Source organism: Streptomyces ardesiacus, assembly GCF_003112575.1.
In the GTDB taxonomy this organism is placed as follows: domain Bacteria; phylum Actinomycetota; class Actinomycetes; order Streptomycetales; family Streptomycetaceae; genus Streptomyces; species Streptomyces ardesiacus.
The window spans coordinates 775,146-800,918 of the sequence record NZ_BEWC01000002.1 but is presented as its reverse complement, the minus strand read 5'-3'; the positions used below and the strand labels follow the sequence as shown (position 1 = coordinate 800,918).

The following is a 25,773-nucleotide window of genomic DNA, read 5'->3' as shown; positions in this document are numbered from 1 at the left end:
GGATTCTGCATCGAGTCGGCGGCCGGCACGCGCCATGCGGCCGGCCGCCCAACCGGCCCTGTCCGGCCGGCGCGGCCGGACAAGGCACCGGAAGTCAACGAGTTCGAGCGGGGAGGCTCAGGAGGACTCGTTGATCAGGGAGTTGATCTCCGCGTCGGCCGCCTTGGTGGCGTCGGCGACCGACTTGCCCTTGAGGATGTCGAGGAGCATCGTCTCGAGCGTTTCCTTCTTCTCGATCGCCGACCAGCCCGGGGCGATCGGGGTGAACCACGCGTCGGGAACCGCGTTGGCGATCGGCGCCGTCTCGGGCTTGGCCTTCAGCGGCTCGAGCTGCTTGGTGTTGTTCGGGAGAATGTCCTTCTCGGCCAGTGCGGCCTGGGACTTCTCATTGGTGAACAGCGAGATCCATTCCTGACCGAGGTCCTGCTGGTCGGACTTGGAAACGGTCGCGAGGTCGGACCCGCCGATGAAGGAGGGCAGGGTCTTGCCCTCGGGACCGGGCATGCCCGCCGTGGCGATCTTGTCCTTGAGCTTCGGGTTGCCGCTCGTCTTGGAGTCGACGACGCTGCCGGCCTCCCAGCCGTTGCCGTAGAGAAGGGCGGCCTTCTCGTTGGCCATGACGTTGGCGTGGTCCTGCTCGTCCTTGGTCTGGTCGCCGTGGTTGTACTTCTTGACCAGGTCGATGAAGTGCTGGATGCCCTTCTGCGCCTCCGGCGTGGACAGGGCGGCCTTCCACTCCTTGCTGCCCTCGTCGTAGGTGGCGATCTCCCCGCCGTAGGCGGCCACGTAGGACATCGCGGCGTACCAGTAACGGCCCGGCAGGTACAGCGCGGAGAACGCGTTGTCCTTCTTGTACTTGTCCTGGACCTTGTCGAGCGCCTTGAGCAGGTCGGCCTCGGTCGTCGGCAGCTGGTCGGAGCCCGTGCCGGCCTTGAACATGTCCTTGTTGTAGATGGCGACGCGGGCACCCGCGTAGTAGGGGACGCAGTAGAGCTTGCCCTCGTAGGAACAGGTGTCCTTGAGGCCCTCGATCCACGTGTCCGAGTTGTCGTACTTCTTGGCGTCGATCTCGCCGAGGGCGCCGTTGAGGATGTACGTCATGGTCTCGGTGTTGCCGAGCTCGACGACGTCGGGGAACGAGTCGCCGGACAGGGCGGCGTCGAGCTTCTTGGTCTTGTCGCCCCACTGCTGGTACTGGACGTTGACCTTGACGCCGGGGTACTTCTTGTTGAACTCGGTGTTCGCCTGCTTGACCAGCTCGGGCCAGCTACTCTGGGCGTCGACCATCAGCCAGACGGTGAGTTCGCCCTTGCGGTCCTTCGGATCCTGCTTGGACGCGTCGTCGTCAGAGCTCCCGCACGCCGCGATGCTTGCCATGATGCCCGCGATACCGATCGCGGCTATCAGCTTGCGCTTCACGCCACCCTCCTCAGGGATGCCACAAACCCCCCTGCCTCCCTGCGGTTCGAGCGTGAACGCGTACCGCTCCTGGGGCCGGGACCTGGACCAATGGTGTAGACCAGTAGGGGGAGCTTGGCCCAGACCAATAGGACTGTCAAGGGTGTTCAAACTCCCCCGGTCCCTCCGTGATGGGACCGAGATATGCAGGGACCTTTCATTGCGCAAGCGACAGAACGGGCGGACCGGGACCGGGTGTACCACCCCCCACCGAATGGCCTGTCCGCGCACCCCCCGAACGCGCGTACCAGCGACGCCCGAACCCCCTGTGGACTAGACCAAGGGTGTTCCCGCGGGTATACAGAAGGGATCACGGAGCGTACGGGGGCATCCTCGCGCGGAGCCGTGCCACGATGTGAGCCGTGGCCGACAGGGATAGCGGTCGCTTCGGCACCCGGAGCCGGGAAGGCAGAGCATGAGCACCGACGTCAGCAGTGCGGAGAACGAGGGTGGGGCGACCGTCCGTACCGCGCGCGTGCCCAAGTACTACCGTCTGAAGAAGCATCTGCTCGACATGACCCGGACCCAGACGCCGGGCACCCCGGTCCCGCCCGAGCGCACGCTGGCCGCCGAGTTCGACACCTCGCGCACCACCGTGCGCCAGGCCCTGCAGGAACTGGTCGTCGAGGGCCGCCTGGAGCGCATCCAGGGCAAGGGCACCTTCGTCGCCAAGCCCAAGGTGTCGCAGGCGCTGCAACTCACCTCGTACACCGAGGACATGCGGGCCCAGGGCCTCGAACCCACCTCGCAGCTGCTGGACATCGGCTACATCACCGCCGACGACCGGCTCGCCGGACTGCTGGACATCACGGCCGGCGGCCGGGTGCTGCGCATCGAGCGGCTGCGCATGGCCAACGGCGAGCCGATGGCGATCGAGACCACCCACCTCAGCGCGAAGCGCTTCCCCGCCCTGCGCCGCTCCCTGGTGAAGTACACGTCCCTCTACACCGCGCTGGCCGAGGTGTACGACGTCCACCTCGCCGAGGCCGAGGAGACCATCGAGACCTCGCTGGCCACCCCGCGCGAGGCCGGCCTGCTCGGTACCGACGTGGGCCTGCCGATGCTGATGCTCTCGCGGCACTCGCAGGACCGCACCGGCCAGCCGGTGGAGTGGGTGCGCTCGGTGTACCGCGGCGACCGCTACAAGTTCGTGGCCCGCCTCAAGCGCCCGCAGGACTAGCACATTCCGGGCGTACCTTTCCCACGCCCGGACGCGACGTTTCGGTTGAGGACCGATATACGGACGAGGTCTTCCGCTGTCCTGACGCCGTCACCTACATTGCGTGCGCACTGCACGAGGTGATCAGCGAGGGGACGGAGCCGCGCATGCCAGAAGACACAGACGCGAGCAGAGAGCCGGTGGTGACCCCGGTGCGGGTCGTCATCGGGATCTGTCTCGTCGCACCGTTCGTCGCCATGCTCTGGGTCGGTTCCTACGCGAAGGCGGACCCGACGTTCATCGGCGTCCCCTTCTTCTACTGGTACCAGATGGCCTGGGTGCTGATCTCGACCCTGCTCACGGTCACCGCGTACAAACTGTGGCAGCGCGACCAGCGCGGACGCGCCGCCCACTCCGCCGCCACCTCCTCCGCGAAGGGCGGTGAGCCGCGATGAACGACGGCGTGAACGGCGTCGCACTCGCCGTCTTCATCTTCTTCTTCGTCCTCGTCACCGCCATGGGCTTCATGGCCGCCCGCTGGCGCAGGGCCGAGAACGAGCACAGCCTCGACGAATGGGGCCTGGGCGGCCGCTCGTTCGGCACCTGGGTCACCTGGTTCCTGCTGGGCGGCGACCTGTACACCGCCTACACCTTCGTGGCCGTCCCGGCGGCGATCTACGCGGCGGGCGCCTCCGGCTTCTTCGCGGTGCCGTACACGATCCTGGTCTACCCGCTGATCTTCACCTTCCTGCCCCGCCTGTGGTCGGTCTCGCACAAGCACGGGTACGTGACGACCTCCGACTTCGTGCGCGGCCGGTTCGGCTCCAAGGGCCTGTCGCTGGCGGTGGCCGTCACCGGCATCCTGGCGACGATGCCGTACATCGCGCTCCAGCTCGTCGGCATCCAGGCCGTGCTCGACGTGATGGGCGTCGGCGGCGGCGAGGACACCAACTGGTTCGTCAAGGACCTGCCGCTGCTGATCGCCTTCGGCGTGCTCGCGGCGTACACCTACTCGTCGGGGCTGCGCGCGCCCGCGCTGATCGCGTTCGTGAAGGACACGCTGATCTACATCGTCATCGCGGTGGCGATCATCTACATCCCGATCAAGCTGGGCGGCTTCGACGACATCTTCGCGGCGGCGAGCGACAAGTTCGCCGAGTCGGGCAAGGGCGGCGTGGTGCCCGACTCGGGGGGCCAGTGGACCTACGCGACGCTCGCGCTCGGCTCGGCCCTCGCGCTCTTCATGTACCCGCACTCGATCACCGCCACGCTGTCCTCGCGCAGCCGTGAGGTGATCCGCCGCAACACCACGATCCTGCCGCTGTACTCGCTGATGCTGGGCCTGCTCGCGCTGCTCGGCTTCATGGCGATCGCCGCCGGGGTCAAGGTGGAGAACGGCCAGCTGGCGATCCCGCAGCTGTTCGAGAACATGTTCCCGGACTGGTTCGCGGGCGTGGCGTTCGCGGCCATCGGCATCGGCGCCCTGGTCCCGGCGGCGATCATGTCGATCGCGGCCGCGAACCTCTTCACCCGCAACATCTACAAGGACTTCATCAAGCCGGACGCCACCGCGGCCCAGGAGACCAAGGTCTCCAAGCTGGTGTCGCTGCTGGTGAAGGTGGGCGCGCTGATCTTCGTCCTGGGCATGGACAAGACGGTCGCGATCAACTTCCAGCTCCTGGGGGGCATCTGGATCCTGCAGACCTTCCCGGCCCTGGTCGGCGGCCTGTTCACCCGCTGGTTCCACCGCTGGGCACTGCTCGGCGGCTGGGCGGTCGGCATGGTCTACGGCACGGTCGCCGCCTACGGCGTGGCCTCCCCGACGCAGAAGCACTTCGGCGGCTCCTCCGACGAGATCCCCGGCATCGGCGAGATCGGCTACATCGGTCTCACCGCCTTCGTGCTGAACGTCCTGGTCACCGTGGTCCTGACCGTCGTCCTGAGGGCGGTCAAGGCGCCCGACGGCGTGGACGAGACCAGGCCGGCCGACTACACGGCGGACGCCGGCGACCCCGGCGTCCAGGTCGAACTGCCGCCGGCCACGGCGGGCAGCTCGCACTAGTTCCCCCCGTCCAGCGGGCCGTCGGAGAAAACCGGCGGCCCGTTGTCGTACCCATCGGGCACACTCGCGGCATGGACTTCGTGATCCGGCGGGCGACGGCCGAGGAGTACGACACCCTCGGCGAGATCACCGCGCAGGCCTACCTGCGCGACGGCCTCCTCGACTTCGGGGAGAGCGACTCGTACCTGGACGAGCTGCGCGACGTGGCCAAGCGGGCGGCGGCCGCGGAGGTGCTGGTCGCCGCGGCGGACGGCCGGGTGCTCGGCGGCGTGACCTTCGTGCCGTCCGGCGGCCCGATGGCGGACATCTCGCGCCCCGGGGAGGCCGAGATACGCATGCTCGCCGTCGCCCGCGAGGCACGCGGCCGCGGGGCCGGGGAGGCGCTGGTGCGGGCCTGCGTGGACCGCGCCCGGGCCGTGGCGGGGTGCACGGGCGTCGTGCTGTCGACCCAGGCCGCGATGCGCACCGCGCACCGGCTCTACGAGCGCCTGGGCTTCGTCCGCACGCCCGGCCGCGACTGGAATCCCCTGCCGGAGCTGGACGACATCATGCTGCTCACCTACCGGCTGACGCTCTGACAGCGGCGCCCTGACCGGCGAGAGACCACGCCAGGACACAACATCTGGGGGTGCTCGCACCACCCGGCACAAGATGTATGCTCGTGCTCGCTGTCGCCGCAGGGGAATCCGGTGCGAATCCGGAACTGACCCGCAACGGTGTACTTGCGTGCATCCGTACGTCTTCGCACGTGCGCGCACGCCTGTCCAGTCCGAGGACCTGCCGACAGTGCGCCCGGCCGTCCCGGCCCGGGTGCCATGACGTCCGGGCCTCGTGGAGTGGGCCGGTGGACGCGCGACGCCGCGTGCGCTCGTGTGCTGCCCCCTGCCCTCCGCCAGGCCCCGTGCCGAGCGAGGGAGTGCTCCACGTGACCATCGCGCCAGCCGACCCGGCTTCAGCGAACCCGGTGACGGCTCCAGCCGCCCCGGGGACCGCCGCCCCCGTGACCGCGGGACCCGACGGCCCCGGTGCCGCCCTGCTGCGGACCCTGACCGGGCTGACCGCCGACCTCCCCGACGCCGATCCCGGCCGGGTGGCCGCCGCCGCGCTGCGCGGCCGGTCCGCGCACGCCGACGAGGCCGAGCTGCGCGAGCTGGCCACGGAGGCCGCCGCGGGGCTGATCTCCGAGGACCCGGTCTACTCCCGGCTGGCCGCCCGGCTGCTGACCATCGGCATCCGCGCCGAGGCCGCCGGCCAGGGCGTCGTCACCTTCACCGACTCGGTCGCCACCGGCCACCGCGAGGGCCTGATCGCCGACCGCACGGCCGCCTTCGTACGGCTGCACGCGGAGCGTCTCGACGCCCTCGTCGACCCGGACGCGGACGACCGCTTCGGCTACTTCGGGCTGCGCACCCTCTACAGCCGTTACCTGCTGCGCCACCCGATCACCCGCAAGGCCGTCGAGACGCCCCAGCACTTCCTGCTGCGGGTCGCCTCCGGACTCGCCGAGGACGACACCGCGCGGTCCGTGGACGAGGTCGCCGCCCTGTACGGCCTGATGAGCCGCCTCGACTACCTCCCCTCCTCCCCCACCCTCTTCAACTCCGGCACCCGGCACGCCCAGATGTCGTCCTGCTACCTCCTGGACTCCCCCCGGGACGAGTTGGACTCCCTCTACGAGCGGCTCCACCAGGTCGCCCGTCTGTCCAAGCACGCCGGCGGCATCGGCATCGCCTACTCCCGCGTCCGCTCCCGGGGTTCGCTGATCCGCGGCACCAACGGACACTCCAACGGCATCGTCCCGTTCCTGAAGACGCTGGACGCCTCGGTCGCCGCCGTGAACCAGGGCGGCCGGCGCAAGGGCGCGGCGGCGGTCTACCTGGAGACCTGGCACGCGGACGTCGAGGAGTTCCTGGAGCTGCGGGACAACACCGGCGAGGACGCCCGCCGTACGCACAACCTGAACCTCGCGCACTGGGTGCCGGACGAGTTCATGCGCCGCGTGGAGGCCGACGGGACCTGGTCGCTGTTCTCCCCCGCCGACGTGCCGGAGCTGACCGACCTGTGGGGCGAGGAGTTCGACGCCGCCTACCGCGGGGCGGAGGAGGCGGGGCTCGCCCGCAGGACGCTGCCCGCCCGTGAGCTGTACGGCCGGATGATGCGCACCCTCGCACAGACCGGCAACGGCTGGATGACCTTCAAGGACACCGCCAACCGCACCGCGAACCAGACCGCCACCCCGGGCCACGTCGTCCACTCCTCCAACCTCTGCACGGAGATCCTGGAGGTCACCGACGACGGGGAGACGGCGGTGTGCAACCTGGGCTCGGTCAACCTCGGGGCCTTCGCCGACCCCGCGAGCGGCGGCATGGACTGGGAGCGCCTGGACGCCACCGTCCGCACCGCCGTCACCTTCCTCGACCGGGTCGTCGACATCAACTTCTACCCGACCGAGCAGGCGGGCCGCTCCAACGCCCGCTGGCGTCCGGTGGGCCTCGGCGCGATGGGTCTCCAGGACGTCTTCTTCCGGCTGCGCCTGCCCTTCGACTCCCCCGAGGCGAAGGCCCTGTCCACCCGCATCGCCGAGCGGATCATGCTCGCCGCGTACGAGACCTCCGCCGACCTCGCCGAGCGCAACGGCCCCGCGCCGGCCTGGGAGAAGACCCGTACGGCGCGGGGTGTGCTGCACCCCGACCACTACGGCGTCGAGCACACCTGGCCGGAGCGCTGGGCCGCGCTGCGCGCGCGCATGGCCACGACCGGGCTGCGCAACTCCCTGCTCCTGGCCATCGCGCCGACCGCCACCATCGCCTCCATCGCCGGTGCCTACGAGTGCATCGAGCCGCAGGTGTCCAACCTGTTCAAGCGCGAGACGCTGTCGGGCGAGTTCCTCCAGGTCAACTCCTACCTGGTGGACGACCTCAAGCGGCTCGGCGTGTGGGACGCGCGCACCCGCGAGGCGCTGCGCGAGGCCAACGGCTCGGTGCAGGGCTTCTCCTGGATCCCCGACGACGTGCGCGCGCTGTACCGCACCGCCTGGGAGATCCCCCAGCGCGGCCTGATCGACATGGCCGCCGCCCGCACCCCGTACCTCGACCAGGCCCAGTCGCTGAACCTGTTCCTGGAGACGCCGACCATCGGGAAGCTCTCCTCGATGTACGCCTACGCCTGGAAGCGGGGCCTGAAGACCACGTACTACCTGCGTTCCCGCCCGGCCACCCGGATCGCCCGCGCCGCGGCCCGGACCACCACCGTCCCCGTGCAGGCCGCCCCGGACCCCGAGGCGGTCGCCTGCTCCCTGGAAAACCCCGAGTCCTGCGAGGCCTGCCAGTAATGACCACCGAGACCGCCGAGACCCCCGCGCACCACGCCACGAAGAACCTGCTCGACCCGGGCTTCGAGCTGACCCTGCGCCCCATGCGCTACCCGGACTTCTACGAGCGCTACCGGGACGCGATCAAGAACACCTGGCACGTCGAGGAGGTCGACCTCCACTCGGACGTCGCCGACCTGGCGAGGCTCAGCCCCGAGGAGCAGCACCTGATCGGCCGGCTGGTGGCCTTCTTCGCCACCGGTGACTCGATCGTCGCGAACAACCTGGTGCTGACCCTCTACAAGCACATCAACTCCCCCGAAGCACGGCTGTACCTGTCCCGCCAGCTCTTCGAGGAGGCCGTGCACGTCCAGTTCTACCTGACGCTGCTGGACACCTACCTGCCCGACCCGGACGACCGCGCCGCCGCCTTCGCGGCCGTGGAGAACATCCCCTCGATCCGCGAGAAGGCGGAGTTCTGCTTCACGTGGATGGACTCGGTCGAGTCGATCGACCGGCTGGAGACCCAGGCCGACCGGCGCCGCTTCCTGCTCAACCTCATCTGCTTCGCCGCGTGCATCGAGGGCCTGTTCTTCTACGGTGCCTTCGCCTACGTCTACTGGTTCCGCAGCCGGGGTCTGCTGCACGGCCTGGCCACCGGCACCAACTGGGTGTTCCGGGACGAGACCATGCACATGTCCTTCGCGTTCGACGTCGTCGACACCGTGCGCAAGGAGGAGCCGGAGCTGTTCGACGAGCAGCTCCGGGAGCAGGTCACCGACATGCTGCGGGAGGCCGTCGAGGCCGAGCTGCAGTTCGCGCGCGACCTGTGCGGCGACGGCCTCCCGGGGATGAACACCGACTCCATGCGGCAGTACCTGGAGTGCGTGGCCGACCAGCGTCTGACACGGCTCGGCTTCGCCCCGGTGTACGGCTCGGAGAACCCCTTCTCCTTCATGGAGCTGCAGGGCGTTCAGGAGTTGACCAACTTCTTCGAGCGCCGCCCCTCGGCGTACCAGGTGGCGGTGGAGGGCACCGTCGACCTGTCCGAGGACTTCTGAGTCTTCCGGGGCGTCCGCGTCTCCTTCCCCGGACCCCTCCCCTCCTCGGCCTCCCTGAGCTGCCGGTCGATGCGCCGGTCGCGCACGATGCCGATCACGGAGGGGAGGACCATGAGGACGAGGAGTCCGAAGGTCACGAGCATTCCGACAAGGCCTTCAATCTGGTTTCCGGTCATGACACCACTGTCGTCGTGGTCGCTCCTTACCGGGAGTGGCAGGACTGCCGTACGGCCTCGATTTCCTGCCACTTCCGGGGCACACTGACACCATGCTGCGCAACGTGGCCGCCGTCCTGCTGGACGGCGCGCATCCCTTTGAACTCGGCGTGATCTGCGAGGTCTTCGGCATCGACCGGAGCGACGAGGGTCTGCCGCGGTACGACTTCGCGGTGGTCTCCGCCGAGGGCCCCGAGCTGAGCACCCACGTCGGCGGGCTGACCGTCTCGACGCCGTACGGTCTCGAGCGGCTGGCCGAGGCCGACCTGATCGCGGTGCCGGCGGGCAGCGACTTCGTCCGCCGGGAGTATCCGCCGGAGCTGCTGGAGGCCCTGCGCGGGGCGGCGGACCGGGGCACCCGCGTCCTGAGCGTGTGCTCCGGCGCCTTCGTCCTGGGCGCCGCCGGTCTGCTGGACGGGCGGCGGTGCGCGGTGCACTGGCACCACGCGGCCGAACTGGCCCGGCAGTACCCGCGGGCCGAGGTCGCGCCGGACGTGCTCTACGTCGACGAGGACCCGGTGATCACGTCGGCCGGGACCGCCGCCGGCATCGACGCCTGCCTGCACATCGTGCGCAAGGAGCAGGGCACCGAGGTCGCCAACCGGATCGCGCGGCGCATGGTGGTGCCGCCGCACCGGGACGGCGGGCAGGCGCAGTACATCGAACGGCCGCTGCCGCGCTCCTCCTGCGACACCGTCGGCGAGGTGCTGGCCTGGATGGAACAGCACCTCGACGAGGAGGTCACCGTCGAGCAGCTCGCGGCCCGGGCGCACATGTCCCCGCGCACCTTCGCCCGCCGCTTCCAGCAGGAGACGGGGACGACTCCCTACCGCTGGATCCTGCGCCAGCGGGTGCTGCTGGCGCAGCGGCTGCTGGAGGCGACGGACGAGACGATGGACACGATCGCCTGGCGCGCCGGGTTCGGCACGGCGGCGGCCCTGCGGCACCAGTTCGTCAGGGCCCTGGGCACCACCCCGCACGCCTACCGGCGCACCTTCCGGGGGCCGGAGGCCGCCGCCTGATCCGTCCCGGCCGTGTCATCGCGCCACGGGCCTGACCAGCAGGTCGTGCGGGCGCAGCGTGATGCCGACCCGGACGGCGTCGTTCGAGCCCGCCACCTGTTCGAAGCGGAACTTCGTGGCGAGCGCGGCCGTGATCAGCGTGAGCTGCGCCATCGAGAAGTGGTCACTGGGGCACTTCCGCTTGCCCGCGCTGAAAGGCTTCATGGCGTGTTTCGGCACATTCTTCGCCCGTTCCGGAAGCCACCGGTCCGGGTCGAACTCCAGGTTGCGGTCGTACGACTTCGGATCGCGTTGGATTGCGTACGGACTGTAGATGATGTCCGCACCGGCCGGAATGCGATAGCCACCGAGTTCGCTCTCGGCCACCGCGCGCCGGGTCAATACCCATACGGCCGGACGCAAACGCATGGCCTCCATGATGACATTGCCGGTGTGCGTGAGGCTGCGGACGTCCTCGAATGCCACGGGGCGCCCGCCGGTGACCGCTTCGACTTCGTCGCGTATGCGGTCGGCATGTTCCGGATGCTCGGCAAGTGCCTGGAGCAACCACATGATCGTGGACGCGATGGTTTCACTGCCGGGGGTGAGAATCGCGACCACCTGGTCGTGGATCTCCTGTTCCCCGATCGGGTCGCCATTGTCGTCCTTCGCCTCCAGCAATGCCGTGAGCAAATCGTCCGGCTTTTGACCGGATGCGCGGCGCTCGGCGATGATCTCGTCGACCAGCAGGTGCAGATCGGCCAACGCGTCGTTGAAGCGGCGGTTGGCCGGAAGCGGCAGCCGGTACAGCGGCCCGAGCGGGACCACCATGCGCCGGTACATGCCCCGGAAGACGGTGGCGAGCGCGACGCACAGCCGCTCGGCCCGCTCGTCCATGTACTGCCCGCGCAGCAGGCAGCGGGCCGCGACGCGCACGGCGACCCGGAAGGACTCGGAGGTGGCGTCGACGGTCCGCCCGGGCTGCCAGCGCTCGGTGAGCGCGTGCGCCTCCTCCTCCATGATCGGCCCGTAGGCGGGGATGGCGTCGAGCCGGAACGCCGGCTGGATGGTGCGCCGCTGGCGGCGGTGGAGCGGGCCGTTGGCGGTGGCCACGCCCTCCTTGCCGAGCAGCCCCTCCAGCGACTCCCACAGCGGTCCCGCTATGTGGTAGTCGGGGTTCAGGGCGAGGGCGCCCGTCAGCTCCGGGTCCGTGATCGCGTAGACGGTCTTGGGGCCGAGCTTGATGCGCACGATGTCGCCGTGGTCGCGCAGTTGGGACATGAAGGCCAGCGGGTCGCGGGCCAGCCGCCAGCCGTGGCCGAGCAGCGGCACGCCGCCGCCCGCGACGGGTGGCTCGCGCAGCTCCGGTGCGCCTGGTGCGCGCGTTTCGGGACGGACGGACTCGACGGTCATTTCTCACCTGCCGCTTCGTTGTTGACGTACGGGGGCGTGGACCGGTCGTCCCAGCTGTCGACCCGGTACCGGCCGGACTCGTGGTGGAACCAGTAGACGGAACTGAACCAGTTCCGCATATTGCCGACGTTGGCCCGTACGGCGCCGCTCAGTTCCTTTCCGCGTACGGTTCCGTCGGCGAGCCGGTCGGCGAAGCGCAAGGCTTCCTGCTCCACGGCGAGGAATTCGGTGATGCATTCCTCCACGCGTCGCCTGACTTCTGCGACGGCTTCTTCCAGCGTGAGTGAGTGATGGGTGATGAGACTGATACCGAGATTGTGGACCTCGTCCCCGGCTATTTCTTTCGGAAGCGAGCAGAGGTCGTTGTACCAGGCGGCGAATTCCTGACTCAGCAGCGCCGCCCGCCGATATGCCGGGTGTTTCCGTACGGCGTCGGGGAGTTCGCATCCCGAACTCGGCTCCAGCAGGTCGGTCCAGATCCAGTGCGCGAAAGTGAGCCGGCGCAGTTCGAGGTACTCCTCGACGCCGGGCACGGTGCGGCGCGTGCGGTTGTGGAATTCCCGGTCGTACGCCTCGATCACCGCGTGGAAGTGCCGCGCGAAGCGGGCGTTCCAGGTGGCCGGCAGGAAGGCGTAGAGCCGCCGCACACTGTCGGCGAACCCGGCCACCAGCGCGTCCTGGTGGTGCAGGTGGTCCCCGGGGGAGTCGAGCGCCGTGTGGAGCCGGCCGCGCAGTCGTCGCCAGGCGCCGGGGCGGCCGTGCACGATGTCGCGGTCGTGCCGGTCGTCCCAGACGAAGAACCACGCGCTGTAGTCCGCTATCGCCTGCATGACCTCGTCGGGGGCACCCAGGTAGTACCCGGCCATGAGGTCCGTGTAGCACAGGCCGTCGGCATATTCCTCGACCTTGTCCGCCGACATGAGCCGCTTTTCGAGCAGCCAGGCGCGTGTTGTCTCCTGGAGCCTGGGCCAATACGGGTGCAGTTGCCGCGGAAATTCCGCCTCGATCACTGGAAGGCGGAGCGATGACGGTACTGCGATCGCTGTCGGTGTCGCTGTGGTGCCGTGTGAGAAAGCATGCACGAACAAACCCCTCTCAGCCGCCGGTGGCGCACCCCTCTCCCTGAGCCGGGCGTGCGCCGTTGCGTATCCCGCACTTCCCATTCAGCACCACAACTGACCGTTCTGGGAACGGATTTGCTTCATTCACTACCCCTGCGTGCCGGAATTCTCCTGTTGTGTGGCGGCTTTCCAGGGACGCGCACAGACGAACGGCGCCCGCTCGGGGAAGACCCGAACAGGCGCCGTGCGCGAGGGAGATGTGGGGCGGGTGTGGCGGTGTCAGTCGTTGGCGACCACGGGGTAGCGGGGCTCGTTCTCGGCCATCTGCCGCAGGGCGTCCTTGCGTTCGCGCTTGGAGAGCCGGTCGATGTACAGGTACCCGTACAGGTGGTCCGTCTCGTGCTGCAAACACCGTGCGAAGTACCCGGTACCGCGCACCTTGACGGGGTTGCCCTTCTCGTCCTGCCCGGTCACCTCGGCGTAGTCGGGGCGGGCCAGCGGCGCGTAGGCGGTCGGCACGGACAGGCAGCCCTCGTTGCTGTCGTCCAGGCGGCGGCGGTCCGCGGGCAGTTCGACGAGCTGGGGATTGCAGACCACGCCGACGTGACGGACGCCCTCGTCGTCCGGGCAGTCGTAGACGAAGACCTTCTTGGAGACACCGATCTGGTTGGCGGCCAGGCCCACGCCCTCGGCCGTGCGCTGGCTGGCGAACATGTCGGCCACCAACTGCTGGAACGCCTCGCCGAAGTCGGTGACGTCCTCGCACTCCTTGTGCAGCACCGGGTTGCCGACCACCGTGATCGGGCGCGAGGTGCCGCGCCCGCGCCAGTCGGCCTCGCGCTCCTCGCAGTCCTGGGTGTCGACGACGAACCCCTCGTCGTCCACGGGGAGCACGCCCGGGTGCTGCTGTTCGGTGTCCTGCTGGGCCATGACCGACGTATGCCTTCCTCGTACAACCAAGGGTGATGCTGGAGTGCCTGGGGCAGAGACTGCCCCGTCAAAGACTACGGGGCCGCTCAGCAGACCTCTTCCAGGTCCCGCCAGTCACGCGAGTCCGGGCTGTCCGCGACCCACCCGTCCAGCAGCCCCTTCACCAGCCCGGCCGGCGCGGCCACCCCGCACTCCCGCTCCGGCACCCACAGCTGCCCGTCCGTGCGGTGCCCGAGCGGCCCGGGGTGTCCCGGTTCGCTGTGGTCGTGCGGGTCGAGGTGCTCGCCCTCGCCCTCGTCGGACGGCATCCGCGACTCCGAGCACATCCGGCACAGCAGCCGGACGGAGGACGACCAGTCCTCGGCGGCGAACCCGGCGTCCGCGGCCAGCTGCTCCAGGGCGTCCCGGTCGGCCTCGGTGGCGGCCTCCAGGAGGACCACCCAGGTGGGCACGGGTGAGGGCGCCCACAGCTCGATCTCGTCGAAGACGGGGTAGGAGTGCCCGGCGCTGGTCGTCCGCTCCCCGTGCGGCACGCCGTCGTGCAGGACGACCTCGCCCCAGCGCCGGCCCGAGGACGGCAGCGGGATGGACAGCACCTCGACGCGGGCGGGATCGAGCCGCCGCCCCCACACCACTTCGGCCTCGCCCTCCGGGGAGAGCCGTACCGCCGCGCTGCCGAGGTCCATGCCGAGCGGCTCACCGGCGTCCGTGGCCTCGCCCGGGGTGCGCAGCCCGTAGGCCTGCCAGGCCCGGCGGGCCAGCGGCCAGTCCTGCAGGGCGGTCGCGGCGATGCCGACGTTCCACCAGTCGGGGGCGCCGGCGTCCCGGTCGAGCAGTGCGACGGCCCTCAGGCCCGCCGCCCTGGCCTGCTCCCAGTCGTGCCGGAACTTGTGCAGCAGCGCCAGGTTGAACCAGGACTCCGACAGCCAGGGCTCCAGGTCCGCCGCCCGCGTCAGCAGCGCGCCCGCGTCGTCGTAGCGACCGTCGCCGATCAGCGTGAACGCGCGGTCGGTGGCCTGCCGCCAGGAGGCGGAGGGCCGGTGCCGTGCCTTGCCGAAGATCCTCACGATTCCCGCCTGCCAGTTCCGTTCAGTGGGCTGGCTGTGCCTTTCGCGCCCCCGGACACCCTCTCCCGGGCATCAAACCACGTACGGCTGCGGAGGCGCTCATTACCCATGGGTTACCCAGCCGCGGGCTCGGTAAGGCTGCCTCGCGAAAGGACTCGGGCCAGCGCTTCCACCACCTCGGGAGCGTAGTCGCCGGCGGTGGCCAGGCGCAGCTCCTCCAGCGCCGCCAGGCCACCGCCCGGACCCGCGTCCCGTGCCTTCTCCTCGTAGGCGTTGACGACCCGCACGATCCGCGCGGCCACCGGCTGCTCCCGGCAGGGGTCGGCCTGCCGCTCCACCACCACCGCGACCGCCGCGTCGACGCCGGTCTGGCGGACGACGGCCCCGCCGAGCAGCGCGATCCGCCGCTGTTCCGAGGCGGGCAGGTCGGCGGTGGCACCCGCCGGAACCGGGTCGACGAGGCTCAGCTGGCCGATGTCGTGCATGAGCGCCGCGTACTCCAGCACCGTCAGCTCCGCCCCGGACAGCCCCAGGTCCCGCCCGACGGCCACCCCGAGCCCGGCGACGCGGCGGGCGTGCCCGGCCGGGGTGTACCCGGCGATCTCGGTGGCGCGGGCCAGGGAGGCGATGGTCTGCCGGTAGGTGGCCCGCACGGCCGCGTACCGGCGGTAGGAGAGCTGGGCGAGCAGCAGCGGCACGGAGAAGACGGGCAGCGCCCACAGGCCCGCGACGCTCACCGCGAGCGCCATCACGGCACCGGTCGCACACACCGCGGAGGTGATCCCGACCATGCCGCGCAGCTCTTCGCGCAGCAGCGGCCCGAAGGGCCAGCCGGTGCGCGCGTGCGCGGGTGCGGCGGCGAGCACGGCGTCGCACAGGGTGGTCAGGGCGAGGAGCGCGAGCAGCAGCAGCGCGTAGGCGGGGCCGCTCCAGTGGTCGAAGACGCCCTGGTTGGACAGGGGCCGGAAGCAGACGGCGGCGAAGCCGACGGTGAGCACGCGCCGTGCCAGGGGGTCGAGGACGGGACCGCTGCCGCGGGCGACGTGGGGCACGCTGCCCAGCAGGGAGGCGGCGAGCACGACGCTGACGGTCTGGGCGACGCCGTGGTGCGCGGGCTGCCCTGCGACGTCTCCGAGCAGCGCGTACGCCAGCGCGCCCGCGGCCCCGAGGGGAGCCGCCTCCCGGGCCTCGGCACCGGTGCGCCGGGTCAGCTCGCCGAGGGCGACGAGGCCCCCGAAGGCGAGCGCAACGGGCCGCTGGTGGGGCCCCGACCCGAGCACGGAGGCGAGGCACCCGAGCGCGAGGAGGCCGGCACAGCCGGGTACGAGGAACAGCGCCGTCCCCGGAGGCCGGGGCGTCTCGCCGGTGCCCCGGGGCGGGTCCGGGCGCAGCCGCCGGCGCGGTGCCGCCGGGGAGGGTGACGGGACGCGGGGCCGGAAGGACGTCACGGCGCACCCCCGCCCGCACGCCCCCCGCGCCCCGGGGCCGGGGGCCGCCGCCGGCCGGCGCACCGCGCACGCGCACCGACGGCCCGCGCCCTCGTGTCCGCCGGTCCCGGTCCCCGACGACGGCGCGCGGCGGCCGGTCCCGTCCCCCGGTCGCCTCCCGGACGCCGGGCTCCCCGGACTCGGCCGACGGCACACGCGCGCGGGACCCGGCCGTGGTGCCGGCCCCGGCGAGGACGGCGCCCCCCGGGACCGCAAGCCCGACGGAGGCACCCGGCGGGGCACGGAGGGAGAACCGCGCGAGGGCACCCGGCAGGGGACGGACGACGGGCCGGGCGGAGGCACCCGGCAGGGCAGGGACGGAGAAGAGGACGAAGGCACCCGACAGCGCACCGACGGAGAAGAGGACGAAAGCACCCAACAGCCCACGGAAAGAGAGCCGGCCGACGACGCCCGGCACGGAACGGACGGCAGACGCGGCGCGGACGGCAGACGCGGCGCGGACGGCGGGTCCGGCAAGGACGTGCCGGGGGCACCGGCGTCCTCATGACGCCCCCTTGCCGACGTGGTCCCGCGCGCCCCCGCGCCGGCCCGGTATCGCGCCGGGGGGCGCCGGTGTGCCGTCCGCCGTCACCGACGGGCGCCAGCCGTGGCGTCCGAGGGCGTGGACGAGCGCCCGCACCATCCGCGGGTCGAAGTGCGCCCCGGCACACCGCTGGAGCTCCTCCAGCGCCGCCGCGACGGGACGGGCCCGGCTGTAGGAGCGCGTGGAGGTCATCGCGTCGAAGGCGTCGGCCACCGCCACCACCCGGGCCGACTCGGGGATCCGGTCGCCGGCCAGCCCGTAGGGGTAGCCGCTGCCGTCCAGCCGTTCGTGGTGGTGGAGGACGGCGGCCCGGGCCTCGCCGAGGAAGCGGATGCCGCGCACCATCTCGTGACCGTATTCCGGGTGCAGTTCGATCACCCGCCGCTCGTCGGGCGTCAGCGGCCCGTCCTTGCGCAGCAGCCGGGTGGGGACCCCGAGCTTGCCCACGTCGTGCAGGATCCCGGCGAAGCGGAGGGTCTCGACGCGTTCGTCGTCCATGCCCAGCTCGCGGGCGATCATCATGGAGGCCTGACCGACGCGTTCACTGTGGCCGCGCGTGTAGCCGTCCTTGATGTCGACGGCCTGCACCAGGGCCCGGATGGTCGCCTGGTGCGCGGCCCGCTCGCGGTGGTACTGGGCGAAGGCCCACCACGCCACGCACATCGGCAGCAGTACGAGCAGCGCGGCCACCGGGCCGTAGGGACTGCGCCACAGGACCGCCATCATCAGACCGGCGAGCCCGTGCGCCGCGATCGGCGCGAGCGACCGGAGGAACAGCCCCCGCCACGCCCGGCGCGGCGGCACCCGGTCGGCGAGGGTGAGGATCCCGCCGTCCAGGACGGTGAGCACCACGCAGAACGCGAGTACGGCGGCCCCGGCCGGCACGAGGACGTACGGGAAGGCGGGCTCCACGACCGCGTCCCGGCCACCGAGCCGCCAGTGGACGCAGGCGGCGGCCCACACGGCGAGGGTCAGTTGCGCGGCCCGCCACACCCGCCGCAGGCCGTAGGGCCGTCGCGGCACCGGGGACAGCAGGGCCCCGGGCAGGGCGACGAGCGCGGCGGCGGGCGGCGGCAGCAGGAAGGCGCCGGCGAGCAGGACGGGATAGCAGGTGCCGACGAAGCGGGACCGCGCGACCAGCTCGGAGCCCGCGTACAGCCCGGCCAGCAGCAGCACCGCCCACCAGGGCGCGTGCACCGAGGGCAGCGGCCGCAGGCAGAGCAGGGCGACGAGGGCGACGCATACGACGTACGCACGCGCGCGTGCGGGTACCGCGTCCATGAGCCCCTCCCCGGCCACGCCTGTGAAGCTCGGAGCCTAGGACGACGAAGGGGAGGCCGCGGGCAGATAACCCGCGGATTAGCACGTACGAGTGACTTCGGAACGGCACAGAACCGAACAGTCCTGTGCGTCTCCGGACCGGCTCAGGACTCCTGCGACGCCGACGGCGACGTGGTGACGTCGTGTTCGGGCACGGACTGCCCGGACCGGATCAGGTCCAGCCGTCCCATCACCTTGGCCCGCAGGTCGCCCGGCACGTCGTCCTGTCCGCAGCACCGCTTGACCAGCTTCTTCACGGCCTGCTCCAGCCCGTACTTCTCCAGGCAGGGCGAGCACTCCTCGAAGTGGTGCTCGAACTTCACGCAGTCCGAGTCCGGCATCTCCTTGTCGAGGAACTCGTAGAGATGATCGAGGATTTCGCTGCAATCCGTCTCGTGCGGCTCTCCGCAGCTCATGACCCCGAGCCTTTCGCTTCGTTCGACTCTCCGGCGCCGGCGGGGACCAGACCGCGGTCGCGGGCGTAGTCCTCCAGCATGCCGCGCAGCTGACGGCGTCCACGGTGCAGCCGGGACATCACCGTACCGATGGGTGTCCCCATGATGTCCGCGATCTCCTTGTAGGCAAAGCCCTCGACGTCCGCCAGATACACGGCGATACGGAATTCCTCGGGGATCGCCTGGAGCGCCTGCTTCACGTCCGAGTCGGGCAGGTGGTCGAGCGCCTGCGACTCCGCGGAGCGCAGACCCGTCGACATGTGCGACTCGGCACGGGCGAGCTGCCAGTCCTCGATCTCCTCGGCCGCGCTGCGCTGGGGTTCGCGCTGCTTCTTGCGGTACGAGTTGATGAAGGTGTTCGTGAGGATGCGGTACAGCCACGCCTTGAGGTTGGTGCCCTCGCGGAACTGGTGGAAGGACGCGTACGCCTTGGCGTAGGTCTCCTGCACCAGGTCCTCGGCGTCGGCCGGATTACGCGTCATGCGCAGCGCGGCCGAGTACATCTGGTCGAGGAACTCCAGCGCGTCCCGCTCGAAGCGCGCGCTGCGCTCGGCGGACGACTCCGCGCCCGTGCCCCGGCCCTCGGGCTGCTCCGCCTGGCCGTGTTCGGTCCCTGCGTCGGTCCCAGTGACCGGACCCACCTCCTCCAATGACGTCGTGAAACCGAGACCGGCCTCACTCGAATCGGAGGATAGACGACGATCCGGTCCGCCCGCCGCCCGAATAGGGGCGGTCTTGGCGGCGTGCAGCACGGTCCAGTCCAGGTCGGCGCGGCTGCTGCGACTCGGGCAGAAGGCTGAACCCATGCGGCGGACTTCCTCTCCTACGGCGTCGGTGCTGATTCTCAGCAACGTATGCACCGCACAACATCGGTCACCCGCCGGTCATTCCCGGCCGTTCAGCCGAGTGGGCCGACCCACTCCAGGACGCCTTCGGTGATCAGCTCCAGCGCCTGCTCCTGGGTGATCTCCGCCCGCTTGGGCACGGCGAAGCCGTGGTCCCCGTACGGCACCTCGATCAGGTCGTAGGTCCCCTCGGGTGCCTCGGGGAACTCCTCGGGCCTGCCGAAGGGGTCGTTGCCGCCCTGGACCACGAGGGTGGGCACCCCGGCGCCCAGCAGCTCGTCGGCGCGGGACTTCTCCGGCTTGCCCGGCGGGTGCAGGGGAAAGCTGAGCGCGAGGACGGCGTGGGCACCCAGTTCGGCCGCGGTGCGGCAGGCGACGCGGGCCCCCGCGCTGCGGCCGCCCGAGATCACCGGTGGGCCGGACGCGGCGAGCGCGGGCCAGACGCCCCGCCAGCCGGTGTCCAGGGTCTTCGGCGCGGGCGCCAGCTTCTTGCCCGCCACCCGCCAGGGCTGCTCCACCAGGGCGACGCTCACCCCGTGGGCCGGCAGGGCGGCGGCCAGTGCCCGCAGGTCGCGTGCCTCGATGCCGCCGCCGGCGCCGTGGCTCAGGGCGAGGACGAGCCGGGGCCGGTCCGCGCGGTGCCAGGTGATGCGGGCGGTGCCCGCTTCGGTGCGGATGTTCTCGATGGTGTCGCTGGTCACGTCAGAAGAGTGTGCCCTCTTCCGGTGCCTCCAGCTCCTTGAGCAGCTCGGGCCCGTTGTTGCGGACGTTGCTCACGGCCGTGGACACGGGGAAGGCCCGCATCAGCCCGGGGGGCGGGGGCGCCAGCAGGGAGGTCAGCGCGTCGGGGTCGGTACGGGCCGGATCGAGCCAGTCGTCCCAGCGGTCCGGGGTCAGCATCAGCGGCATCCGGGGGTGGATCTCGGCCAGCGCGTGCGGGCCGTCGGCCGGGCCGACGGCGAGCGGCTCGGTCTCGGCCTCGGTGGTGATCACCGAGCACGTCACCCACCAGGCCTGCGGGTGGTCGTCCGGCAGGGTCCGGTCGCGCCAGAACTCGTAGAGCCCGGCCATGGCGAACACGGACCCGTCGGCCGGGGTCACGAAGTACGGCTGCTTGCGGGGCCGCTTCTTGCGCCCCTCGACCTCCAGGTCCCGCTCCTGCTTGCCGGTGACCCACTCGTAGTAGCCGTCGGCGGGCAGGATGCAGCGCCGGGCGCTGAAGGCGCGGCGGTAGGAGGGCTTCTCGTGGACGGTCTCCGCACGGGCGTTGATCATCCGGGCGCCGCCCTCGGGCGTCTTGGCCCAGGAGGGGACCAGTCCCCACTTCAGCTTCCGAAGCTGGCGAACCGGCCTCGGGTCCCCGGCGTCCTTCAGGGGACGGTCCAGGACGGCGTAGACCTCCTTGGTGGGCGCCACGTTGTAGTCGGGCTCCAAGCTCTCCTTGGGCTCCCACTTCTCGATCTCAAAGATTCCTGCGAGATCCTCGGGTCGACGACTCGCCGCATACCGTCCGCACATATGGAGAACCCCTTTGACCTGCGGAAATATCTGTTCATTCAGCACCAAGTCAGCACGGTGCCGGCCAGCGTCACATCCATCCCCTTGACCGCCCGGCCAGTGGCGTCCGGCGAAAGGTGCCGTGTCCGCCCCTTGATGCTCCTGTGCCCCGGCCACCGGGACATGTGCAAGAGTGACAGACCGCTACTGAGCGCGGTCGGGGCGAACCAAGTCGCAGGTAGTGACCGTGACCAGTCGTAACCCAAGGTCTTCATAACCTTACGGAACACAGACGAGTAGTCCGAGGTGGTGACCAGGGTTCCGGTGATCGTCTTAAACGAGGGCACCACCCGGACCGGTGCCACAGCGGACCACGTGCTCGCCCACGGCCTCGGCCAGGTCCATCGCCAACGGAATGTCCCGCCTGTGCCCCTTCGGCGCGCCCTCCACCCAGCCGTGGAGAGGCCATCCGCCTCCCGCCCCACCCGAGGGGCGGCGGGTGGCACAGCGCCGCCGTCCGAACGGGATCTTCGGAGCGAGCGCTCGCTTCTCGCAGGCAGATCCTCGATCCGGAAGCAGCCTTGGACAGAATGGAGGCGGGGTCTGAGAGGCGCGCCGAGCACGGAGACGGATTGCCTGACGGTCGTCGTCCTTGGACGGAGCGTAGAGAACTCCATGATCTTGGAAGCCGTGCCTGTCACGTTCCGGCCCTGCCACTCACCCGACGGACCACCACGAACCGGGCGTCACGCGACTACGCCGGTGGTCATGGGATCACCGCCCCGGGTAGGCGTCGTCGAGCGATTCGGACACCATCCCACCGATGTCGGTGTATCCGGCGACGCCCCAACCGCTCGGCACGACGCTGCCTGGCGCGCCAGGAAAGCCATCCCGGCGCACTGGACCATCGTGCCGAGCGCCCACGGCCAGCCGGTGATGTCTGCCATGAGCACGCAGCGGACGAGCACAACCACCAGCTCCTGCACGACGACACCCCAAACCCGAAGCCCGCCTCGCCGGCTTGCTGTTGCTCTTACGCCCAGTGGCCCGTGGCAGTGTCGGGCACCGGAGACCCCTTGGACGCGTCGTGCGGCGGAACTGGACCGCGCGTGCCCGGCACGCCGCGTGGGTACGGATCATGGCCGCGTAGAACCCAGGTGGCTCCGCCACCGTTGCTCGAACAATGTCCACCGCTCAGCTGTCACAGCCATCGATGTCGTCGTCACAACCCTCCACCGCATTCCGGGCGATGGTGTCCAGGCGCCACAGGATCAGGCCGGTGCCGTTCTTGACCGGGTCGACCTGTGCGGTGAACGGCTCACCTGCGGGGATGTTGAACTGGTCAGCTTCCCGGTCCCCGCACTCGATCCCGTACGCCTGCTCCTGATCGCCCCGCGACAGGGTGAGGGTGAGTTCTCCGATCCCGTCCGTGTCACAGGTGATGCTGAGGAGGTACGGCCGGTCGCCGTGCGCAGTGTGCTTCTTGTCCATGCCGCTCGCGATAAACGCGCTCGCGGTGTCGACGAGTTCCGGACTCGCGTCGCTGTCCGACGCCGCCTTCAGAGCACGCTCCGCCCGCCGCATCGCGTCGTCCGGCTCCCAGGCCCGGCTGCCGTCACCCGCCGGATCGCTCTGCTGGACGGCCGGAGCCGACGACCGGTCCGTCGCACCGCTCGGCTCCTCGCTCGCTTTGAAGCAGCCGGTGAGCAGACCGATCGCCGCGACGCAGATCGGCAGGAAGTGACGTATACGCATGTATCCACCGTAGGTTCGGGGCCGGCGGCGGGGCTGTCGCCCCGCCGGCGGCTCAACGCGGGTTGTTGCTCACTTGTCTGCGGAGATCCGCCGGAGCAGACCGGGGCCGCACACCGAGTCGCAGGACTCTTCGGCGGCTGTCTCCTCTCCGACAAGGCGACCGCTTGGCTGCCCACGACGGAACGCCGAGCCCTTGGCGGGCGGGGGCACGAGCTGGTACTCCCGGCCCAGTGCGTCGGCCTGGGTGTTTCCGTAAACCGTCACCTCTCCGTCGGACCAGCGGACGAAGAGATCGTCCTCCCACAGATTGCCGCCGAATTCGCCGGGCACAAGGATGCGGGAGTGGGTCCACAGCTGGTTCGCGGGCTTGAGCTTCCGCTCTCTCTTCAAGCTGTTGGCGCCGAGGTCCTCGTACACGGTGAGTTCACCGTCGGACCAGCGGACGAGCAGGTCGAAGTCGGAGTTGGTGGTCCCGTCGAAATCGCCGCCCGCGATGATCGTGGCATGGTTCTTCCACAGGGCGTTGGGGACCTGGAGTTGCTGCTCGGCGTGGAAGCCCGTGCCGTCGACGTTGGTGTACTTCGTCACCTCGCCGTCGACCCAGCGCACCACCACGTCGTCGGGCCACTTGTTGCCGCCGAACTTGCCGGTCGCCAGACCCTTGGCGTACTTCCATGTCGAACCGGCAGCGGCGATCTTGATCTCGTTCGCCGGGTGCTGATCAGCTGCGGTCGGCAGTTTCGTCCTCTCATCGATGTCCTTGTAGATCGTGACTTCGCCGTCGCTCCACTTGACCATCAGGTCGAAGGCGTCGGAGCCGGTGTAGTCGCCCGCGGTGATGACCTCGGCGTGGTCCGCCCACAGCTTGTTGGGCTTCGCCAGTTGGGTCTCGCAGGGCTGGCCGGCAGTGCAGCCGGTGTAGAAGCCCTGCGACTGGTCGCCCGGGTACAGCGTGACCTCTCCATCGGACCACTTGACGATCAGGTCGCCGTCCTTCGTCTTCTGCGAGGACGTGTGGAACTGGCCGGTGGCGGCGGCTTCGGCATGGGTCCAGAGGTTGGCGTCGCCCATGCCGTCGATCCCGGTCGGCTGGTCCGGTGCGTAGTCGTTGACCGCCTGGTTATACAGGCGCACCACGTCGGCGTCGAACTGGGAGGAATAGGAGACGTTGTCGAACTTTCCGCCCGTTTTGTATCCGCCGATCACACCGATGACATCTCCCCGTTTGCCATCGAAGTTCCGCAGGAACGGACCGCCGGAGACACCGGGGGCAAACCCGTCGCAGGCTATCTCCAGGAAGCGACCCTCGAACTCTTTGGTGGTGGTCGAGGGGCAAACGAGCGGCGACTTGGCCCCTCCCGGAAAGCCGATCAGGGACACGTTCTTCTGGTTCAGGTTCCCGGAGGCAGGCAGCGTGGTGAGTTGGTTACCCATCCCCGTAGCGTTCTCGAGGAACTGGCCCTTGGAGTTCGGGCCGGTCTTCAGGAATGCGAAGTCGAGGTCGTCCGCCTTCACCGTGCCCTGGGACAGATAGCGCCCGTCGATCCAGATCTTTCCCTTCTTGATCGGGAAGATCCCGTACGGTGCGATGCCTTGGGCCTTGTTGTTCGGGTCGACCTTCCATCCCGGGGCGAAAGCGAGATTGCGGAACCGGTCGTTGTCATTGAGGCAGTGCGCGGCACTGAGCACCAGTGACTTGGTGGGAGAGGCCACCGACGAGGCGGAACAGAACTGGTCGCGCTTGCCCGGATCCGACTGCGGGTCGTCGTCCTGGCTGATGAGGAAGACACCCGCAGTGGCAACACCGTTGTTGTCGACGTGCGAGGGGGACCTCATGAGGTCGCGCAGCGTCGGCGAACTCTCAACACCTTTTTCCGGATTGGCGGGCACCGCGTCCGCGATGCGCTTCGGCGTCCAGTATGCCTCCGCCCTCTTCGCCTCCGCGATCTCTTCGGGTGTCGCTTGCAGCCAGTCATCCGGCGTTGCGGATTCCTTGGGCGTGGGGGAACCCTCCGGCATCGCCGTCGCGGGGTCCTCCGGCATCGGCGTGCCCGCCTCGGGACTAGGAGAAGGGGTTGCCGGAACAGTGGGTTCCTCCTTCGCCTCATCCGTCGGCCGGGCCGTGGACGGGGTACCTGAGGGCACGGGGGAGGCGTCGTCCCCGGTGCCCGGAGTCCCAGAGGAGCCGGACGGCGTTGCGGTCGGTGCGGTCGGAGTCGGCGCGGCCCATGCCACGCCGGGCGAGGCAAGCAGGATCGCCGCAGCCGCGCCGAGCGCAGCAAGACGAACGTGCGCTGGTATTCGGTGATGCATCAAGTTCTTTCTGATCATTCGGCACTTGTGGTCTGCGTGCGTCACCCGCGTGGCCCGCCGTGCGCTCGGCGAAGCAAGGCGTTGGGGCGGTGGTGAGTCAAGACTCCTGGGGTGTTGTCGTGAACCTCCTTTTCGTTGTCTCCGTTTTGCTGGTGGTACATCAGGTCATCCGCTGGTGTTGCCTCAGTTCAGAGGGGCATCTCCGCTCGACGGTTGCCCGTTGCTCACGCTTTCTTTACCGTGCCCTCACGGTCGGCAGGGGCTTCGGCGTAGTCGCGTGACGCCCGGTTTGTGATCACTTGAGGCCGAGGAGTCTGAGCGGGCGACGGGAGTCGCGAGCGTTGTGGCGGAGGCTGGCCGCGATGTTCTTCGCTCCGGCGACCCGGAGGGCTCCGATGGCGAAGTTGCGCCAGGTGGCCATGGCGCGGGGCGCGTTGCCGGTCCGCAGCTGGCAGGCGTCCTCGGCGAAGGTGGTGTCGCGGACGTCGTGCAGGGTCTCGATCTTCCAGTGGTCGCGGACGAGTTGGCGGGCAGGGACGGGGTGGCCTGCTCGGCGGTCAGGCTGGTGACGGCGTAGACCGTCTTGACGGCGGCCTTGCCGGTCTTGCGGTCGGTGCGTCGCCGCTTGATCTGGATGGCCTGGCGGGATCCGGGGAAGAGGAGGTTGTTCACGGTGGCGACCTTGATCCGGCGGCTCCGACCGGCCGTGGCCGGCCCCCTTGGTGCGGTCTTGAAGCGGGATGTCTTTCCAGGGAAGGGACTTGAGCTGCCCGCGAAGCTTCTTCTGGTTGCCCTTGGCGATCACGATGTAGTGGGCGGC

22 protein-coding genes and 1 riboswitch are annotated in these 25,773 nt (G+C 70.0%); of the genes, 7 read left to right on the top strand and 15 right to left on the bottom strand.

Going from position 1 to position 25,773, the window contains the following annotated elements:
• Positions 1 to 117: 117 nt before the first annotated feature.
• Positions 118 to 1,419, bottom strand: a complete 1,302-nt coding sequence (locus Sdi02f_RS10695) for a sugar ABC transporter substrate-binding protein (protein WP_030400648.1) — start codon at positions 1,417 to 1,419, stop codon at positions 118 to 120.
• Between the two features lie 454 nt (positions 1,420 to 1,873).
• On the opposite strand from Sdi02f_RS10695, the gene Sdi02f_RS10690 reads away from it, so the two are divergent.
• The 6 genes from Sdi02f_RS10690 to Sdi02f_RS10665 all read left to right on the top strand — a co-directional run bounded on the left by Sdi02f_RS10690 (position 1,874) and on the right by Sdi02f_RS10665 (position 9,050).
• A complete protein-coding gene (locus Sdi02f_RS10690; protein ID WP_003973740.1) occupies positions 1,874 to 2,638 on the top strand; it encodes a GntR family transcriptional regulator in 765 nt (254 codons plus the stop codon).
• A 146-nt stretch (positions 2,639 to 2,784) separates the two neighbouring features.
• A complete protein-coding gene (locus Sdi02f_RS10685; protein ID WP_037824637.1) occupies positions 2,785 to 3,072 on the top strand; it encodes a DUF3311 domain-containing protein in 288 nt (95 codons plus the stop codon).
• Positions 3,069 to 4,679, top strand: coding sequence for a monocarboxylate uptake permease MctP (gene mctP / locus Sdi02f_RS10680; RefSeq protein WP_031082635.1), 1,611 nt, complete (start codon positions 3,069 to 3,071; stop codon positions 4,677 to 4,679). Before Sdi02f_RS10685 ends, mctP begins: the two co-directional genes overlap by 4 nt.
• A gap of 71 nt (positions 4,680 to 4,750) precedes the next feature.
• Positions 4,751 to 5,257 (top strand): GNAT family N-acetyltransferase, encoded by a 507-nt coding sequence (locus tag Sdi02f_RS10675; protein ID WP_030400651.1) that lies wholly within the window; start codon positions 4,751 to 4,753, stop codon positions 5,255 to 5,257.
• Positions 5,258 to 5,334: 77 nt separating this feature from the next.
• Positions 5,335 to 5,478, top strand: a riboswitch (cobalamin riboswitch).
• A 126-nt stretch (positions 5,479 to 5,604) separates the two neighbouring features.
• Complete coding sequence (locus Sdi02f_RS10670; protein ID WP_108933151.1) at positions 5,605 to 8,010, top strand: ribonucleoside-diphosphate reductase subunit alpha; 2,406 nt, start codon at positions 5,605 to 5,607, stop codon at positions 8,008 to 8,010.
• The gene (locus tag Sdi02f_RS10665; protein ID WP_108933150.1) at positions 8,010 to 9,050 is read left to right on the top strand and encodes a ribonucleotide-diphosphate reductase subunit beta; all 1,041 of its coding nucleotides are present in this window, start codon (positions 8,010 to 8,012) and stop codon (positions 9,048 to 9,050) included. Before Sdi02f_RS10670 ends, Sdi02f_RS10665 begins: the two co-directional genes overlap by 1 nt.
• Here Sdi02f_RS10665 and Sdi02f_RS36990 read toward each other — a convergent pair.
• On the bottom strand, positions 8,963 to 9,226 hold the full coding sequence (locus Sdi02f_RS36990; RefSeq protein ID WP_108933149.1) for a hypothetical protein: 264 nt from the start codon (positions 9,224 to 9,226) through the stop codon (positions 8,963 to 8,965). The genes Sdi02f_RS10665 and Sdi02f_RS36990 overlap by 88 nt on opposite strands.
• 92 nt (positions 9,227 to 9,318) lie before the next feature.
• On the opposite strand from Sdi02f_RS36990, the gene Sdi02f_RS10655 reads away from it, so the two are divergent.
• A complete protein-coding gene (locus tag Sdi02f_RS10655; protein WP_030400654.1) occupies positions 9,319 to 10,287 on the top strand; it encodes a GlxA family transcriptional regulator in 969 nt (322 codons plus the stop codon).
• Between the two features lie 15 nt (positions 10,288 to 10,302).
• Here Sdi02f_RS10655 and Sdi02f_RS10650 read toward each other — a convergent pair whose 3' ends face one another.
• The 13 genes from Sdi02f_RS10650 to Sdi02f_RS36360 form a co-directional block, all read right to left on the bottom strand.
• Positions 10,303 to 11,679, bottom strand: coding sequence for a bifunctional albaflavenone monooxygenase/terpene synthase (locus Sdi02f_RS10650; RefSeq protein WP_030400655.1), 1,377 nt, complete (start codon positions 11,677 to 11,679; stop codon positions 10,303 to 10,305).
• Complete coding sequence (gene cyc1, locus Sdi02f_RS10645) at positions 11,676 to 12,761, bottom strand: epi-isozizaene synthase (RefSeq protein WP_031184769.1); 1,086 nt, start codon at positions 12,759 to 12,761, stop codon at positions 11,676 to 11,678. Before cyc1 ends, Sdi02f_RS10650 begins: the two co-directional genes overlap by 4 nt.
• Before the next feature lie 258 nt (positions 12,762 to 13,019).
• On the bottom strand, positions 13,020 to 13,670 hold the full coding sequence (def, locus tag Sdi02f_RS10640) for a peptide deformylase (RefSeq protein ID WP_108933148.1): 651 nt from the start codon (positions 13,668 to 13,670) through the stop codon (positions 13,020 to 13,022).
• A gap of 86 nt (positions 13,671 to 13,756) precedes the next feature.
• Entirely contained in the window at positions 13,757 to 14,737 is a 981-nt protein-coding gene (locus Sdi02f_RS10635) for a tetratricopeptide repeat protein (RefSeq protein WP_030400658.1), read from the bottom strand.
• Positions 14,738 to 14,850: 113 nt separating this feature from the next.
• Positions 14,851 to 16,128, bottom strand: coding sequence for an HD-GYP domain-containing protein (locus Sdi02f_RS10630; RefSeq protein ID WP_108933282.1), 1,278 nt, complete (start codon positions 16,126 to 16,128; stop codon positions 14,851 to 14,853).
• Positions 16,129 to 16,726: 598 nt separating this feature from the next.
• The gene (locus Sdi02f_RS10625) at positions 16,727 to 18,049 is read right to left on the bottom strand and encodes an HD-GYP domain-containing protein (protein ID WP_053662399.1); all 1,323 of its coding nucleotides are present in this window, start codon (positions 18,047 to 18,049) and stop codon (positions 16,727 to 16,729) included.
• A gap of 143 nt (positions 18,050 to 18,192) precedes the next feature.
• Positions 18,193 to 18,504: a mycothiol system anti-sigma-R factor gene (rsrA, locus tag Sdi02f_RS10620; protein WP_055467359.1), complete on the bottom strand. Its 312-nt coding sequence runs from the start codon at positions 18,502 to 18,504 to the stop codon at positions 18,193 to 18,195.
• On the bottom strand, positions 18,501 to 19,184 hold the full coding sequence (gene sigR, locus Sdi02f_RS10615; protein WP_030400662.1) for an RNA polymerase sigma factor SigR: 684 nt from the start codon (positions 19,182 to 19,184) through the stop codon (positions 18,501 to 18,503). The genes rsrA and sigR overlap by 4 nt, the downstream gene beginning before the upstream one ends.
• 257 nt (positions 19,185 to 19,441) lie before the next feature.
• Entirely contained in the window at positions 19,442 to 20,089 is a 648-nt protein-coding gene (locus Sdi02f_RS10610) for an alpha/beta hydrolase family protein (RefSeq protein WP_174843329.1), read from the bottom strand.
• 1 nt (position 20,090) lies between these two features.
• Positions 20,091 to 20,906 carry an SOS response-associated peptidase gene (locus Sdi02f_RS10605; RefSeq protein WP_030400664.1) on the bottom strand — a complete coding sequence of 272 codons (816 nt, stop codon included), beginning with the start codon at positions 20,904 to 20,906 and terminating at the stop codon, positions 20,091 to 20,093.
• A 1,173-nt stretch (positions 20,907 to 22,079) separates the two neighbouring features.
• Positions 22,080 to 22,640 (bottom strand): hypothetical protein, encoded by a 561-nt coding sequence (locus Sdi02f_RS10595; RefSeq protein WP_031184773.1) that lies wholly within the window; start codon positions 22,638 to 22,640, stop codon positions 22,080 to 22,082.
• Between the two features lie 69 nt (positions 22,641 to 22,709).
• Complete coding sequence (locus Sdi02f_RS10590; protein ID WP_159107646.1) at positions 22,710 to 24,971, bottom strand: RAD23 family protein; 2,262 nt, start codon at positions 24,969 to 24,971, stop codon at positions 22,710 to 22,712.
• 277 nt (positions 24,972 to 25,248) lie between these two features.
• Positions 25,249 to 25,758, bottom strand: coding sequence for a hypothetical protein (locus Sdi02f_RS36360; protein WP_245962172.1), 510 nt, complete (start codon positions 25,756 to 25,758; stop codon positions 25,249 to 25,251).
• Positions 25,759 to 25,773 lie beyond the last annotated feature (15 nt).